Annotated in this window: 12 protein-coding genes; 8 read left to right on the top strand and 4 right to left on the bottom strand. The window is 74.7% G+C overall.

All coding sequences use genetic code 11. From position 1 onward, the window contains the following. The first annotated feature begins 30 nt into the window (after positions 1-30). The 3 genes from AB0E05_RS14305 to AB0E05_RS14295 are packed head-to-tail and all read left to right on the top strand — an operon-like array spanning position 31 to position 2743. Positions 31-720 (top strand): response regulator transcription factor, encoded by a 690-nt coding sequence (locus tag AB0E05_RS14305; protein ID WP_361962918.1) that lies wholly within the window; start codon positions 31-33, stop codon positions 718-720. 2 nt (positions 721-722) lie between these two features. Next, positions 723-2207, top strand: a complete 1485-nt coding sequence (locus AB0E05_RS14300) for a HAMP domain-containing sensor histidine kinase (RefSeq protein WP_361962916.1) — start codon at positions 723-725, stop codon at positions 2205-2207. After that, positions 2204-2743, top strand: coding sequence for a hypothetical protein (locus AB0E05_RS14295; protein ID WP_361962914.1), 540 nt, complete (start codon positions 2204-2206; stop codon positions 2741-2743). Before AB0E05_RS14300 ends, AB0E05_RS14295 begins: the two co-directional genes overlap by 4 nt. A gap of 13 nt (positions 2744-2756) precedes the next feature. Here AB0E05_RS14295 and AB0E05_RS14290 read toward each other — a convergent pair whose 3' ends face one another. Beyond that, positions 2757-4097 carry a hypothetical protein gene (locus AB0E05_RS14290; protein ID WP_361962912.1) on the bottom strand — a complete coding sequence of 447 codons (1341 nt, stop codon included), beginning with the start codon at positions 4095-4097 and terminating at the stop codon, positions 2757-2759. A gap of 293 nt (positions 4098-4390) precedes the next feature. Here AB0E05_RS14290 and AB0E05_RS14285 point away from each other — a divergent pair, with 293 nt between their 5' ends. The 4 genes from AB0E05_RS14285 (at position 4391) to AB0E05_RS14270 (ending at position 9327) form a co-directional block, all read left to right on the top strand. Further along, positions 4391-5215 carry a thiopeptide-type bacteriocin biosynthesis protein gene (locus AB0E05_RS14285; protein WP_361962910.1) on the top strand — a complete coding sequence of 275 codons (825 nt, stop codon included), beginning with the start codon at positions 4391-4393 and terminating at the stop codon, positions 5213-5215. A 58-nt stretch (positions 5216-5273) separates the two neighbouring features. Continuing rightward, on the top strand, positions 5274-7901 hold the full coding sequence (locus AB0E05_RS14280; RefSeq protein WP_361962908.1) for a lantibiotic dehydratase: 2628 nt from the start codon (positions 5274-5276) through the stop codon (positions 7899-7901). Next, positions 7883-8056 carry a hypothetical protein gene (locus AB0E05_RS14275; protein WP_361962906.1) on the top strand — a complete coding sequence of 58 codons (174 nt, stop codon included), beginning with the start codon at positions 7883-7885 and terminating at the stop codon, positions 8054-8056. The genes AB0E05_RS14280 and AB0E05_RS14275 overlap by 19 nt, the downstream gene beginning before the upstream one ends. 86 nt (positions 8057-8142) lie before the next feature. Next, on the top strand, positions 8143-9327 hold the full coding sequence (locus AB0E05_RS14270; RefSeq protein ID WP_361962904.1) for a lanthionine synthetase LanC family protein: 1185 nt from the start codon (positions 8143-8145) through the stop codon (positions 9325-9327). 21 nt (positions 9328-9348) lie between these two features. On the opposite strand, the gene AB0E05_RS14265 is transcribed toward AB0E05_RS14270, so the two are convergent. Then, a complete protein-coding gene (locus AB0E05_RS14265) occupies positions 9349-10254 on the bottom strand; it encodes a class I SAM-dependent methyltransferase (protein WP_361962902.1) in 906 nt (301 codons plus the stop codon). Positions 10255-10440: 186 nt separating this feature from the next. Here AB0E05_RS14265 and AB0E05_RS14260 point away from each other — a divergent pair, with 186 nt between their 5' ends. Further along, the gene (locus tag AB0E05_RS14260; RefSeq protein ID WP_361962900.1) at positions 10441-11355 is read left to right on the top strand and encodes a CHRD domain-containing protein; all 915 of its coding nucleotides are present in this window, start codon (positions 10441-10443) and stop codon (positions 11353-11355) included. 83 nt (positions 11356-11438) lie between these two features. Here the strand turns inward: AB0E05_RS14260 and AB0E05_RS14255 are convergent, their stop codons facing one another. Further along, entirely contained in the window at positions 11439-12395 is a 957-nt protein-coding gene (locus AB0E05_RS14255; RefSeq protein WP_361962898.1) for an SCO0930 family lipoprotein, read from the bottom strand. 426 nt (positions 12396-12821) lie between these two features. Then, the gene (locus AB0E05_RS14250; protein ID WP_361962896.1) at positions 12822-14465 is read right to left on the bottom strand and encodes a hypothetical protein; all 1644 of its coding nucleotides are present in this window, start codon (positions 14463-14465) and stop codon (positions 12822-12824) included. Between the last annotated feature and the right edge of the window lie 38 nt (positions 14466-14503).

Below are 14503 nucleotides of genomic sequence, written 5' to 3'. Positions count from 1 at the left end.
CAGCGAAAACCGTCGCGCATAATCGGCTCCATGGCCCGAGTACTGCTCATCGAGGACGACGTGTCCGTGCGCGACGGCATGGAACTGGTGCTGCGCCGACACGGCTACGACGTCGACACGGCCGCCACCGGCGAGGCCGCGCTCGCCCTGCTGGCCGGCCCGGCCGGCGCCGCCGTCGAACTCGCCGTGCTCGACCTGATGCTGCCCGGCATCGACGGCTTCGAGGTCTGCCGACGGCTGCGGGAGGGCGGCTCGACCGTGCCCGTGATCATGCTGACCGCGCGCGGCGACGACGGCGACATCGTCCAGGGACTGGAGGCCGGCGCCGACGACTACGTGGTCAAGCCGGTGACCGCGCCGGTGTTGGAGGCCAGGATCCGGGCGGCCCTGCGCCGGGCCGAACCCGTGGGGTCGGCCCGCGGCGAGAACCACGCCGGTCTGGTCATCGACCGGGCCGGGCTCACCGTCAGCAAACGCGGCGCGCCGATCACCCTGCCACCCACGGAACTGCGCCTGCTGCTCGAACTCTCGGCCTCGCCCGCGCGGGTGTTCAGCCGCGAGCAGTTGCTCCAGGCCGTGTGGGACCACGGCTTCCTCGGCGACTCCCGGCTGGTGGACGCGGCGGTCGGCCGGCTGCGGGCGAAGATCGAGGACACCCCCGCACGGCCGCGGTACGTCCAGACGGTCCGGGGCTTCGGCTACCGCTTCGGACCGGTGTGAGCGTGCGCCGCTCCCCGCAGCGCCGCCCCGGCGACCGCCGCTCGCCCTGGCGCTTCCTGCGGCGGCTCGGCGGGCTGCGCGCCCGCCTCGTCGTCGCCTTCGTGCTCGTCGCCCTCGCCAGCGGGGTGACCGCAACCGCGCTCGCCTACCGCGAGTCGCGCACCGCGGTCCTGGAGCGCAAGCAGGACGCGGTCCGCAACGACGTGCGCAACCGCGTCGGACAGGCCGCGGCGGACTTCGACATCCCGCCCGACGACGTCTCCCTCACGGCCTTGGCGAACCGCATCGCCAACGGGCTCGGCAACGACTCCATGGTGCTCGCCCAGTACGGCGCGCTGACGGGCTCGTCCGACGTGTCCGCCGACCGCTCCCGCATCACCCCCGAGCTGCGCGAGGCCGTCAGCAGCCGCAACCGGATGAGCTTCCAACGCGTCGAGTGGAAGGGCAGCCCGTACCTGGTGGTGGGCACCCCCGTCACCGCCGACGGGGGCGCGCCGTCCGGCCTCGACGTCTTCGCCGTCACCTCCCTGCGGGCGGAGCTCGAAGACACCACGGGGGTGGTCGACGCGGTGCGCACCGGCCTCGTGCCGGTGGTGCTGCTCACCACCGTCCTCGCCCTGCTGGCCGCCGGCACCGTGCTGCGCCCGGTGCGCGAACTCGGGCGCGCCACCCGCCGCCACGCCGCCGGCGACCTCAGCATCCGGGTCAGGGTCCGCGGTCGGGACGAACTGGCCGACCTGGCACGGGACTTCAACGAGACGGCCGATGCCCTGGAGGTGTCCGTCGCGGAGCTGCGCGAGCAGGACGCCCGGGCCAAGCGCTTCGTCGCCGACGTCTCGCACGAACTGCGCACCCCGCTCGCGGCGATGACGATGGTCGCCACCGTCCTCGACGAGGACGCGGCCCAACTGCCGCCGGACGCGGCCCGCGCCGCCCGCACGGTGAGCGCGGAGACCGCGCGGCTGTCCCGGTTGGTGGAGGACCTGATGGAGATGTCCCGCTTCGACTCGGGCGCGGCACGGCTCAACCCGACCGACACCGACCTCGCGCAGGCCGTCCGCGCCACGCTCTCCCTGCGCGGCTGGACCGAGCAGGTGGACGTCGACCTGCCGGACGGCGTCGTGGCCGCGGTGGACCGGCGGCGCGTCGACGTGATCGTGGCCAATCTCGTGGGCAACGCGCTGCGGCACGGAGCGGAACCGGTCACCCTCGTGCTGAGCGCCGACCGGGCCGGTGGCCGGATCGCGATCGAGGTCGCCGACCGGGGCCCCGGACTGCCGCCCGAGGTCCTGGCGCACGTCTTCGACCGCTTCTACAAGGCGGACAGCGCCCGCACCCGCTCGGAGGGCAGCGGGCTGGGTACGGCCATCGCGCTGGAGAACGCCCGACTGCACGGCGGCACCGTGGACGCGGCCAACGGCCCCGACGGGGGCGCGGTGTTCACCCTGCGCCTGCCGTGGCGGTCGACCTGCGAGGAGGACCGGTGAGGGAGGGGAACCGGGCGGCGGTGGCCGTGGCGGCAGTGGCGGCTGGCGTGCTGCTCGCCGGGTGCGGGGTGCGCCCCACCGGCGTCGTCGACGGCGGGCAGTCCGCCGGCGGGCTGACCAAGGGGCTGCGCCTGTACTTCGTGTCCCAGGCGGGCCGCCTGGAGGCGGTCGCGCGCCCCGACGTCCCGTTGGAGACGTTCGCCGAGCCCGTCAACGTCCTCAAGCTCCTCGGACAGGGGCCGACGCAGGCGGAGCGCGCAGCCGGGCTCTCCACGCTGGTGGGGGCGGACTACTACTACGGGGACTACGACGTGACGGTCCGCGCCGGCCGGATCACGGTGGACGTGCCGCTCCCGCAACTCGACGAGCTCTCCGTGCAGGACCGCAACCTGGTCGGCCAGTTGGTGTGCAGCATGGCCCGGGCGCAGGCGGTGCTCGACGTCAGCGGTACGAAGCGGACCGACGACGTTCCCATGACGGTCCGGCCGCAGGAGGGGGACCCCGCGACGTACGTCTGCTCGGACTTCCTGACGTAGCTGCCGCGGCAGGTCACCCGGCGGCCTGGACCACGGTGCGGCCGTGGACGGCGGTGATGGTGACGCCGGACAGGTCGAGCGCGAAGTCGCCGACGTGGACCGCGTCCGCGCCCTGCCCGGCGGCGCTGATGCCGCCCCGCGCGGTGAGGCTGTCGAGTTCGCCGTCGATCTCCACGGTGGTCAGGCGGTCGCCCTCGCTCGCGATCCGGCCGCCGACGGTGACCCGGCCGATCCGGCCGCCCGGCTTGACGCTGAGGGCGGTGGCGGCCAACTCCGTCTGCACGCCGCGCACCAGGCTGCTGCCCGTGCCGCCGCTGGTGGTGAGGTCGCCCCGGATGTCGAGTTCGGGCAGGTCCCTGCTGACCTGGACGCCGATCGCGCCGTCCCCGGTGGTGGTGATGGAGTCGAACGCGGCGTGCCGCAGCGTTCCGTCGTAGACGTTGAAGCCGCGCGCCCCGATGCCGTGGGTGGTCAGCGGAGCGCGGACGTCGAGGTGGTCGAGGTCGCCGAAGTTGACGAAGCCGATGCCGCTCGGGCCCACGGAGGTGACGGGCGCGGTGGCCTCCCAGGAGATCACCTGGCCCCAGTTGTCGAGGACCATGTCGTTCTGTCCGTAGGTGGTCACCGGGCCGGCGGTGTGCACCTTCTCCACCCGGGCTCCGGAGATCACGAACACCCCGCCGGAGATCAGGTCCGGGGTGCCGGTCGGAATGCCGCCGTCGGTGTGGATCTCCCCGGTGCGCAGCAGGCCGACGCGTACGGTGCCGCCGTCGCCGCGGCCGTCCTCGTCGCCGTGCCCGCCGACGAACACCCCGCTGCCGCGCACCGGCGTGCCGTCGGAGCCCGCCGACAGGTCGAGGAGTTCGGCGGTGATCACGCACCCCGGGTCGGGCTGGCGGTTCCAGAGCGTGAACGCGCCCTGGAGGGCGTCGACGCCGAAGCCGTGCGGCCGTTCGGCCCGGCCCCGGACGTCGGCCGCCTCCACCGTCAGCTCCTCCACCTGGACGTGGCCGAAGCGCACCGAGTCCCGGGCCACCAGCAGCACCTGGCCGCGGGTGCGCACCCGGCGCAGGGTGAGGGTGCCCAGTTCCTCGACGGCGGTGTCGTTGTCGATCGCGGTCTCGTGCTCGGGGCAGTGGACGGTCACGTCCTCCAGGGTGTTGTCACTGGTGAGCCGGATGCCCCGGGCGCCGAAGACGAGGGTGCCGCCGCGCAGTCGCACCCCCGGCGGCAGGGTGACCATCGGCATGCCGCGCAGGACTCCGCCGACCTGGATCGCCGGGACTTCGCTGTGGACGGCGTCCATCAACTCCGCGGCCGTCGCCACCCGCGTCCACCGCACCTGTTGTGTCATGGCCGAACCTCCTGGGCGGTTCGGGCCGGCACCGCGCACGGCGCGGGGGTACGCGTACGGGCGCCGAGGCCGTTCGATGCCGCACCCCTACCACCGTACGAGCGCCCCGGGGCGGTCGCGACCGGGGCGCAGCGCGGCGGGCTTTCCCCCGGATATGTATTCCGCACAGATATGCAAAGAGCATGATGCGCATTATATGACTTAGTGCGGCATTTGTTTGAATGCCATGGATATCAGGAATTTCTCTCTTGGGAAAGGAACGTCAGCCCGCGGCGCGGCGGAAAGGGGGAGTGGTGGTCAAGTCTCCGTATCCCGAGTCGAGTTGGGTGCAGCTCAATGTGACGCCTCGTCAGTCAACGTGGGTGGATGTGTACGGCAGGCTCGCCGACCTCGCCCACGAGTTGCTGGCGGCCCGGGCCGGCGCCTTCTTCTTCATGCACAAGCCGCCCGGGCTCAGGGTGCGGTTCCAGGCCGCGGAGGCGGCGGACGCCGCCGGTCTGCGGGCCGAGTTGCTGAAGCGCACCGAGGCCTTCGAGGAATGGGCGGCGCCACCGGTGGCCGTGGTGTACGAGCCGGAGAGCTATCTGTTCGGCGGCGAAGCCGCCATGCCCTGGGTGCACGAGCTGTTCACCGCGGACTCCCTGGCCTGGTTGGACCTGCACACCGGGCGCGGCGGTGAGCCCGCGCCGGCGCCGTGGCGGGTGTCCCTGCTGCTCGTGCGGGAGCTGTTGGCCGGTCTCGACGTCGTCGGATGGGAGCACCGGGGGGTCTGGGCGGCGGTCCGGTCCGAGACCGGCCGAGCGCTCCCCGGTGGCTGGGCGGACGGTGACGGGCGCCGGGCCGCCGAAGGGATCCGCCAGTGGTGGGCCCGGCCGCGCGAGGAAGCCCTCGCCGCCCTGCCCGGACAGTGGCCGGCGGTCCTCGCGGAGCACCGGGCCGCGGTGGCCCGCGCCGCCGAAGGCTGGCACCGCGGCTACTTCACCGCAGGCGAAGCCGTGCGCGGCCCGCGCCGCGCCGCCGCGTACGCCGTGATCTTCCACTGGAACCGGGGGCGGATCCCCACCGCCCGACAGTGCCTGCTGACCGAAGCCCTGGCCGACGACGGGGTGGTGGCCTGACATGGTCGAGGTCGGCTCCGTTCGCAGGGTGCCCTTCCCGTTGCTGGGGACAGCGGCGTTGGCGAGAGTCGCCGCGATCCCGTGCTCGCTGTGGACCGGCGCGGGCAATCCGCTGCTGTTCGCCCGGCTTGCCGCACACGCCGACGCCGCCGTCCGGCAGACCGGGCGCGCCCGGCGCCTGGCCGAGAAGGTGGGCGACGTCGTCCCCGACCCCCGACTGTCCGACGCCGAGCGGCACGCGCTGCTCGCGCTGCGCAGGCGGCTGCACTCCGGCGCGGTGCCCCGCCCCGAGGAGTGTCGCCTGCTGGACCGGCTCGCGGCGGCGCCCACAAGGCTGGCCAGGGAAGCCACCGCCCTGGTGCGGGCCGCCCAGCAGTCGGACGTCGTGCAGGCCGACATCGAGCGGGCACTGGTCGCCGAGCGGCAGCGGATCGGCGCCCTGTCGTGGGCCCTGCTGGACCAGAGCCCCGTGCTGCGGACCTTCGTCGACGCCGCTACGCCCGGGCTGACCCAGGAAGTGACGGCGTATCTGGCCCGCGGCGAGACGTGGACCGGCAAGCGGCTGCGCAAGCGCAGCGGCTATCTGTGGCGCGCCGTCGCCCGGGCGGCCGTGAAGACGACGCCCCGGGGGTGGGCCTGTCACGTCGCACTCGTCCCGGTCGGCGGGGTCAACGGCTGGGCGGGCGCCCGGCTGTTGCCCCCGGGGGCCGTGGTCGGTGCGCTCGCCGCCACGACCGCGGAGAACGTGCACGGGGTCCGCGCCCGGCTCGCCGCGGCCGACCCCTGGGACGTCGAAGCCCCCATCGCGTACGCCCCGGCCGCCCTGCACGTCACCGACCCCGACGGACGCCTGCGCTGTTACGGCGTCGACCCCGACGACCTCGGCCGGATGCGACAGGTCGCCGTGCGCCGCACCCCGCCGCTGGACGCGGTGCTCGCCCTGCTGGCCGACGGGCCGCGGCCCCTGGCGGAGCTGGAGCGGGCCCTCACCGGCCGCGACGGCTCCCCGGCGCTCCGCGCCTTCCTGAGCCACCTGGTCCACCTCGGAGTGCTCCAGCCCTGCGGCACTCCGCGCCACCACGCCAGCGCCTGGGTCCCGCCCGTGCACGTCACCGGGCCCGAAGCCCTGCCCCAGCCGCGCCCCGCCCCGTCCTCCCGCCCCCGCTCCGAGGCCGGGCCCCGCCTTCGCGCCGACGGCGAAGGCTGGTTCGTCGACTCGTACCGGGCCGTGGACGCCACCGTCCCGGACGCGGGCGTCGCCCGCGTCGAGCGCGCCCTGGCCGTGGCCGCCCGCGTGGTGGCCCTCCGCCAGGCCGACCAGCTCACCGTGCCCGCCGCGCCCGCACCGGGCACCCAAGCCCTCGACGAGCACCCCCGTCCCCTCAGCACCCTGCTCGCGCACCTGCTCTCCGAGCAGGCCCCCGTGCCCACCGCGGCCCACCCGAGCCGATACACCGGCTGGCACCCCGCCCACGTCCCCGGCTCCGGCTACGACCGGCTGCTCACCCACATCGGGCGCCACCGCGACGACGAAATGATCGACCTCGACCACGCCCTGCTGGACGCGGTGGGTGCGCCGTCCACCGCCGAAGCCCTCCCCGCCTGGCCACTCGACTGCCTGCTGCGCCCGCTCGTCGGCCCCGCCGGACCCGTCGCCGTCCTGGAGACCGCGTCCGCGGCCGGCGTCCTCGACGCCCGGTTCGCCGACGGACTGAAAGCCCTGCACGGTCGCTACGGCCCCGTCGAGAGCTATCGCACCTTCCTCGCCGCCGTGGAGCGCCGGGCCGGCGTCCGCTTCGTCGAACTCCTGGTGCCCCCGATCGGCGAGCGGGCGGCCAACGCGGTGCGACGGCCCGTCACCACCCGCTGGTGGACCGGCGACCCGCACCACGCCGCGTACTGCACCCCCGGCGGTCCGCCCCAGCGCTACCTCCCGCTCGACCGGATCACCCTGCGCCGCGCCCCCGTCGGCGCCGCGCCCGGCACCCGCGCCGTCGCGGAGGCGGACGGCGAGCGGATCGTGCCCGTCTACCACGCCACCCGCGCCCCCATGCCGCCGTACAACCTCCTCGTCGGACTCCTGTTGCGTGCCAGCCACCCGGCGGCGGGCACCGTCATCCGGCTCGACTGCCCCGCGGCGGCCTTCGACCGCCCGCCCGACGAGATCGCCCGGATGCCCCGGCTGACCGTGGGCGGCGACCTGGTGGTGGCACCGGCCACCTGGCGGGTGCCACGGGCCCTGCTGTGGTCGCCCCGCGTCGGGGACTTCGCCAAGGCCCGCGCCCTCGCCGCGCTGCGGTACTCGGCCCGGCTGCCGCGATTCGTCTTCGTCCGGCCCGCGCAGGACTCCAAGCCCATGCCCGTCGACCTGGAAGCGCTGCCCTCGCTGACGCTCATCGACCGGATGTGCGCCAGTCGGCCCGGCGACGAGCTGCTGTTCGAAGAGATGCTGCCCGGCCCGGACCAACTGACGCTGCGCGACCCCACGCACCATGGCGCCGCCGTCGCCGGGCAGCTGCTGCTCCGGATCTCCCGCACCAGGGACCCCGTGGCGCTCGCGGCACTGGCCGCAGCCGCCCTCACCCAAGGCGTTCCCGCACCGTCCTCCGCACGGGGGACGGCGGCCGGGACGGTCTCCACCCATCCACACGAAAGGAGAGAGGTTCCATGCCCACCGACGAACTGATCAAGATTGCGGACCTCGACGAACTGATCGACCAGCTCGACGAGCGCATCACCAGCACCGACCTGCCCACCACCGCCGACCAGGCGGTCACGGCCGTCGGGGCCTGCAGTGGCCTGTGCACCGTTCTGATCTGCAGCGTCATCGGCGTCTGCTGATCGAACCGAGCCGCCCGGGCACGGTTCCCGGGCGGCTCACCCAAGCCCCCGCCCCGTACGGGCCCGTCACACCGACAGAAGAGCCGATGTCGCCCAGCGCCCAGCACGCCCCCGCCTCCGACCTCGATCCCTTCGCCCTCGCCGTGGAGCTGCTCGACGGATACCGCGCCGGGCCGCAGGCCACCGCCGACCCCGGCGTCCCCGTGCTCGCCCACATCGTCGCCGCGACCGGCTCGCCCCGGGCGACCGCCAGCGCACGGCGTGCCGTCGCCCAGTGGGTCCGGACGATCGGGCACGGTTCACCGCGCCACGGACTCCACGACGGCCTGGCCGGCACCCTCGTCGGACTGGACCACGCAGCCCTCCTGCACCCGCCGCTGCAACGCGTCGCCGACGGCCTCCGCGACCGGCTCGTGGACGCCGCCGAACGCCGCCCGTGGCGCACCGAGTCCGTCACCTTCTCCGACTACGACCTCATCACCGGCCCCGCCGGCACCCTCCTCGCACTGTCCGCGGGCACCTCCGACACCGCGCCCCTGCTGCCGTTCGCCCAGCACCTCGCGGCGCTCTGCGACGACGCCGACCTGCCGCGACTGCGCACCGTGTACGCGGACCACCCCACGCTGTCCTGGCTCCACGGCCGGATCAACACCGGCATGGGCCACGGGGTGGCCGGGGTCGCGACCGCGCTGACCGCCGCCGTACGACGCCTGGGCCCCGAACCCCACCTCACCGGCGCCCTCCACCACACCGTTCACTGGCTGACCCGCCAGTCCTTCGACGACGACCGGGGCATCCGCAGTTGGGACGGCGCAGGGCTGGAAGGCCGACCGCAGACCGGCGCCCGCCCCCGCCAGGCGTGGTGCTACGGGAACCCCGGGGTCGCCTGGGCCGTGTGGGACGGCGCCCGCACCCTCGACGACCAGGAGACCGCCGAGTGGGCGCTGGACGCCTTCACCACCGTCGCCGAGGGCTTCGACGAGGAGTTCCACCTCTTCGGGGAGGAGCCGACGGACCTCCTCGGGCTCTGCCACGGCGCGGCGGGCGTCCTCGCCGTCACCGACGCCTTCGCCCGGCACGCGCGTCTGCCCGTCGCCGTACTGCTGCGCACCCGGCTCCTGCACCACCTGGAGCGGCGCCTGTCGGACCCGGCCGCTTCGGCGGAGCTGCACCCGGGGCTGTTGGGCGGCGCCACGGGCGTACTGAGCGCCCTGCTCACCGCCGCCCACGACGGCGACCGCAGCTGGCTGCCCTGCCTCGGGCTGAGATAGGGCCCGCCCGACGAAAGGACGTCACTCCCCGGCGAGTTGGAAGTGCCACACGACCACCCCGGGCACACCCGCCGACGCCGCCCCGGCAGCGTCGGGCACCAGCGCGGCGAGGGACCACGGCCACAGCTCCCACGGCCCGCTCGCCACCGCCGCACCGAGATCGCCCGGTGCCTCGGGGCTTACGGGACGGGTCGCGACCGGGCGGGGCTCCTCGCAGCGCCGCACGGCGAACCCCGCGGCGAGCGCGGCCCGTACGTAGTCCCCGATCCGGTGGACGTGACTCTCCAACCGACCCGGCCGGCCGTCCCCGTCCCGCACGGCCGGCACCGCGCCGCGCGCCACCTGCTCGGGGTGGACGTCCGAGGTCACCAGGTGCCCGCCGGGACGCAGCACCCGGGCGAACTCCGCCATGACCGGACCCAGATCGGGCACGTGGGTGAGCGCCAGCGCACAGACCACCAGGTCCACCGAGGCATCGGCGACCGGGAGCCGGTGCAGGTCGCCGGGGCGGAACTCACCGCCGGGGAAGCGCTCGCGGGCCCGGGCGAGCATCTCGGGGGAGCCGTCCACGCCGATGACCGCGTGCCCCCGGTCGGCGAGGAGGGCGCAGACGCGGCCGGTGCCGCAGGCGGCGTCCAGCGCGGTGCCGGCCGGCAGGCCGTCGAGGACGTCCCTGAGCGCGGGACCGTCCGTGTCGAAGGCGGAGTTGGGCAAGTCGTACGTCCCCGACCAGATCCGGTACCCCGCGCCGGCGTCCAGCCGGTCGACCTCCACGCCGGCATGCGCCAGCCGCTCGTCGTCGAGCAGCCTGCGCACCTCGGCGATCCTGGCCTCGGCGAACGCACGGTCGTACTCCCCGGTGAAGGTGCGCAGCAGCGCGAGCCCTTCGAGGCCCAACAGATAGGCGAGCGGGTTCTCATGGGTCATCGCCGCAACGCTAACGGCGCCCGTGCGCGGGCCGCCAACGCATTTGTCACCGCCGCCGGCCGCCGCACGGCCTCGGTGGCGGATGAACCGCCAGCGCGCCGGGTGCGTGCTTCGTGTACCCGGATGTGCGGACCCGTCGGCGCCTTCGGGCGTCCGCTGTGGTCCAAGTGAAAGGACGTGACGACGATGCGCAGACTGCTCGCCGCTGCCCAAGTCGTGTTGCTGACCGCTTCGGTGGCGGCCTGCGCCGGTGCCGACGGCACGTCGGGGGCGCCCGCATCGGGGGCGAAGGCCCAGCCCGCCGCGGGGCAGCGGAGTTCACCGGCCGCCACCGAGCCGGGGACCTCGCTGATCGCCCGACTCGACGGCGGGCGGGGGGCGAGCGTCGTCGCACTGCTCAAGATCAGCGGCGACCGGGTCACCTTCTCGCTGACCTGGAGCGGGACGGGCCCGCCGCGGTCCGCCGGCGTACGGGCGGGCGGCGACCAGGCCGTGGCGGAGCTGTTCGGCAACGGCCTGCCCGCAGGAGCGCGGTCCGCCGCCGGACGCATCACCGTCACCGATCCGGCGCAGGCCGAGCGGCTTCGGACCCGGCCCGGGGAGTTCACCGTGGACCTGGGCCCCGGGGGCCGGGCGGGGGAGGGAGCCGCGTCCGGTGGCGTGCTGCGCGGCCCGCTCACCGAGTCCAGCCAGCCCGTCGACCCGCTCGGCGTCATCCCGGACGGTGCGCTGCGGGCGCTCGCCGACGGACGCCAGGAGTCCGGCGGCGAAGGGGCCCGTACCCAGGGGGACGAGGACGCGCACACCACGGTCTCCCTCAACCCCGGCAAGGGCGTCCTCACCTACTCCCTGGCCTGGGTGAACCTCGAACCGCCCACCGCCGCCCAGGTCCACCGGGGGGCGCTGGGACAGAACGGCGAGGTCGCCGTCCCGCTCTTCACCACGCCGCTGCCGCGCACCCTGATCGCCGTCTCGGGCGCCGCCGAGGTGACCGACCCGGCCACCCTGCGGGACCTCGCCTCCGCGCCCGGCGGCTTCTACGTCACGCTCAACACGGCGGACTTCCCGCGGGGCGCGGTCCGCGGCCAGGTCTTCCGCTGACCCCCACTCGGGCGGGGCGCGGACGAGGGGCGGGGCGGTCTCCCCGGTGAGAGACCGCCCCGCCCCTCGCGTCCGGCCCGAGGTCACCTGGCGAGCTTGCCGTCCGCCCGGACCGCGAACCAGGTGCCGCCCACGCCCTGCCCGCTGGTGTCACCAGGCGCCTTGTCGCCGGTGAACCAGTACAGGGGCCAGCAGTCGATGGTCAGCTGACGGGTGCCGTCGGGGCGCTCGTACTCGATGACCTGCTTCGGGTCGATGCCCTGGACGCCCTTCAGAGCCGCCTTGTCGAGCATCTTCGCCGGCTTCCACTTCTCCAGGCACGGGCCGGTGCAGTTGGACTTCATCGGCCAGTCCGTGTCCTTGGTGAAGCGGTACAGCGTACGGCCCTTGGCGTCCCGCACGATCGGGCCCAGCTCGGCGTCCTTTCGGACCGACAGCGGAGCAAGGGCGGCCCCCGCCTGCTCGCCCGTCCCCGAACCCGTCCCTTCGCCCGATCCGCCGCCCGTGGTCGCGCCTGCCGCCGCGCCCGTCGCCTTGTTGCCGTCGGGGGCGGCGGCGAACCAGGTGCCGCCCACGCCCTGTCCGTTGGTCTGCCGCGGCTGGGTGTCCTTGGCGAAGCGGTACAGCGGCCACCCCTTCAAGGTGAGCTGCTGGGTGCCGTCGGAGCGGGTGACCCTGCCGAGGAGCTTGGCGTCCATGCCCTCGGCCGCCGCCGCGTCCGCGGCCAGCACCGGCGGCCACGCCTTCGCGCAGTCGCCGTCACACGTCGACTTGGACGGCGAGGCGGTGTCGTCGTCGAAGCGGTAGAGGGTGAAGCCGGCGCTGTCGGTCACCACGGGGCCGAGCGGTCCGCTCTTCCAGATGCTCAGCTTCCCGGCCGTCGCCGGTCGCACCCCGGCGGCCTGCCCCTGGGCGGCGACCGGGGTCTGGGCGACCGAGTCCGCCTTCTTGTCGCCGCCGTCCTCGCCGCCGCAAGCGGTGAGCAGCAGCGCCGCCACCGTACCCGTCGCCGTGACCGTAGCGCTCCGCCAGTTCCACATGACTGCTCCTCAGTTCCTTCTCGGTGTCTTCCGCGTGCGCCGCGCCACGTTCGTCGGGTGTACGCAGTCGGGATGCCGTGGGCATGCCGGGCGCCGGGCATTCCGTGTGCGGGACGCGATTCTTGCGATGGCTACTTCTCGGTTCTTCAGGGACCGTCCCGGGGCCGGGGAGGAGGCCGCCGGCCGCCGGGACGGAGTTCACTGTCCGGCCTTGTCGTGCCGTTCCCTGCTCGGTCTCGCCATCAACACGACCCGGGGCGCCGGGCGGTTCAGCTTTTCTGAAGGAATTCCAGAAGAGTTTTCCGGCGGTGTTCCACGGCGTGCTCGCGGCCCATTTCGGCATGCCGGAATGCGCCCGCGGCAAAAGGAACACCGGGGCGATTCCGTGCATGCGTGAAAGAGGGCCCTACTGGCGGTGCACCGGTGTCAGATCCGACCGCCGGCCACGGCCAGGGGAGAGGGCACCGTCACCCGGAGCCCCAGCACCCCGAGGTCCACCGTGCCCTCGGGCTCGGCGTACCAGCGCCAGTGCGCGCCCGGCACGTCTCCGACGGTGAGCACCGTCCAGCCGCCGCGCGGAGCGGCCAACTCGGCCAAGGATCGCGCCTCTTCGCCGTCCGGAGGCCGCAGCACCAGCAGGAAGCCGGCGACCTCGGCCCCGCCCGCCGCCGAGCGGACCAGCCCGAGCCCCAGGCCCTCCGCGGCGTCGAACACCGCTGCCGGCGCCCGGTCCCGCACCTCCGCGATCGAGCGGACGCGGACCACGCCGTGCAGCCCGGGCAGGGCGCTCGCATCGGGGTCCACCGCCACCACGACCGTGTTCTGCCATGGCAGTTCCAGCAGGCCGTGGGCGAGCGCGGCCACCGTGTCACGGGCCACCCGAAGATCGCCCCGTACGCTCAGGGCACCGTTGATCTGGCCGAGGCCCACCATCACCTGGGCGCCGTCCGGGTCGACGCCGACGCGGGCGAGGTGCGGCAGGGTGAGCTGCGCCGCCCGGGACCCGGCGCCCCCCTCGTCGGTCTGCTCGGCAGCCGCTCCGAGGAAGGTCCGCTCCCCGAGTCCGCCGTCTCCCTTGGCGGCGCCGTCGTACGCGAGCGCCGACGGCAGGCCATCGCGCCGCCAGTCGTGGGGCGCGACCTCCGTCCAGGGCGCCGGCGCCCGCCCTGCTCCCGACACCGTCGCCGTCAGCCCCGACGATGCGGCGAGCACCGTGTAGATCCGCGTCGGCGACTCCTGGCTGCCGGTGCGGACCAACTCGTCCAGGGCGCTGCGGATCACCACCGGGGTACGGGTGTCGGCGGCGAGCCTGCGGGCGAGCGCGGCCCGCCGGCGGCGCAGCAGTGCGAGCGCCAGCGGACGCGGCAGCCGCGGGCGCAGCACCCGGGCGACGGCGGCGGTCCCGCGGCCGAACGCCCGTAGGCCCCGGGCCAGCTTGCGTCGGGCGATGACGGCCACGGTCAGGGCGACGACCCCGGCGATGCCGCCGAACAGCAGCGGCAGGGGCACCTGGTCGTCGAGCTTCTCCAGGGGGTTGCCGGACCGGCCGGGGTTGGTCAGCGGGGCCGCGGCGCCGTTCGGGGACTGGGCGTCGCTCCCCGACTGCTGCTGCCCGCCCTGCTGGCCCGCTTCGTCGGGCAGCGCTCCGACCCGCACGTCCGCACCCTCCGCGTCGACGGGCAGACGCAGTGCGAAGCCGGGGACCACCTGCTCGGCGCTGACGAAGACCTCGCCGCCCGGCAGCTGACGTCCGGTGTTGAGCACCAGGATCTCCTGGAAGCGGTCCGGGTCGCCGAGGGTGCGGCCCGCGATGTCGGCGAGGCCGTCGACCCGACCGCCGTTCTCCTCCGGCGACTTGACCACGTAGAACTTGGTGAGGTCGTTGGCCCGAGCGAGGGTGTCGACCCGGGCCGGGAGACCGCCGGTCGCCGACGCGTACGCCGGGCCCGGCAGCAGGAGCACCGTGCACAGCATCAGACCCGACACCACCGCCGGGCCCGCCGTCCGTCGCCGGCCGCGCTGCCGACGGCGGTGTCGCCGCTGCGCCGTGCCCTGACCGGTTGCACTCATGGGGGCGTCTCGCATCTTTCCCGTCTCCTCCTCCGCCA

This window comes from Streptomyces sp. NPDC048057 (assembly GCF_040653095.1).
In the GTDB taxonomy this organism is placed as follows: Bacteria; Actinomycetota; Actinomycetes; order Streptomycetales; family Streptomycetaceae; genus Streptomyces.
Note: the sequence above shows the minus strand (reverse complement) of the source record. Positions and strands in the feature narration are given on the sequence as shown.

Bases quoted from the DNA above. Each gene is read 5' to 3' on its own strand.
- AB0E05_RS14305 (WP_361962918.1), top strand. From the start codon at position 31: ATGGCCCGAGTACTGCTCATCGAGGACGACGTGTCCGTGCGCGACGGC.
- AB0E05_RS14290 (WP_361962912.1), bottom strand. From the start codon at position 4,097: ATGACACAACAGGTGCGGTGGACGCGGGTGGCGACGGCCGCGGAGTTG.
- AB0E05_RS14275 (WP_361962906.1), top strand. From the start codon at position 7,883: ATGCCCACCGACGAACTGATCAAGATTGCGGACCTCGACGAACTGATC.
- AB0E05_RS14270 (WP_361962904.1), top strand. From the start codon at position 8,143: ATGTCGCCCAGCGCCCAGCACGCCCCCGCCTCCGACCTCGATCCCTTC.
- AB0E05_RS14265 (WP_361962902.1), bottom strand. From the start codon at position 10,254: ATGACCCATGAGAACCCGCTCGCCTATCTGTTGGGCCTCGAAGGGCTC.
- AB0E05_RS14260 (WP_361962900.1), top strand. From the start codon at position 10,441: ATGCGCAGACTGCTCGCCGCTGCCCAAGTCGTGTTGCTGACCGCTTCG.
- AB0E05_RS14255 (WP_361962898.1), bottom strand. From the start codon at position 12,395: ATGTGGAACTGGCGGAGCGCTACGGTCACGGCGACGGGTACGGTGGCG.
- AB0E05_RS14250 (WP_361962896.1), bottom strand. From the start codon at position 14,465: ATGAGTGCAACCGGTCAGGGCACGGCGCAGCGGCGACACCGCCGTCGG.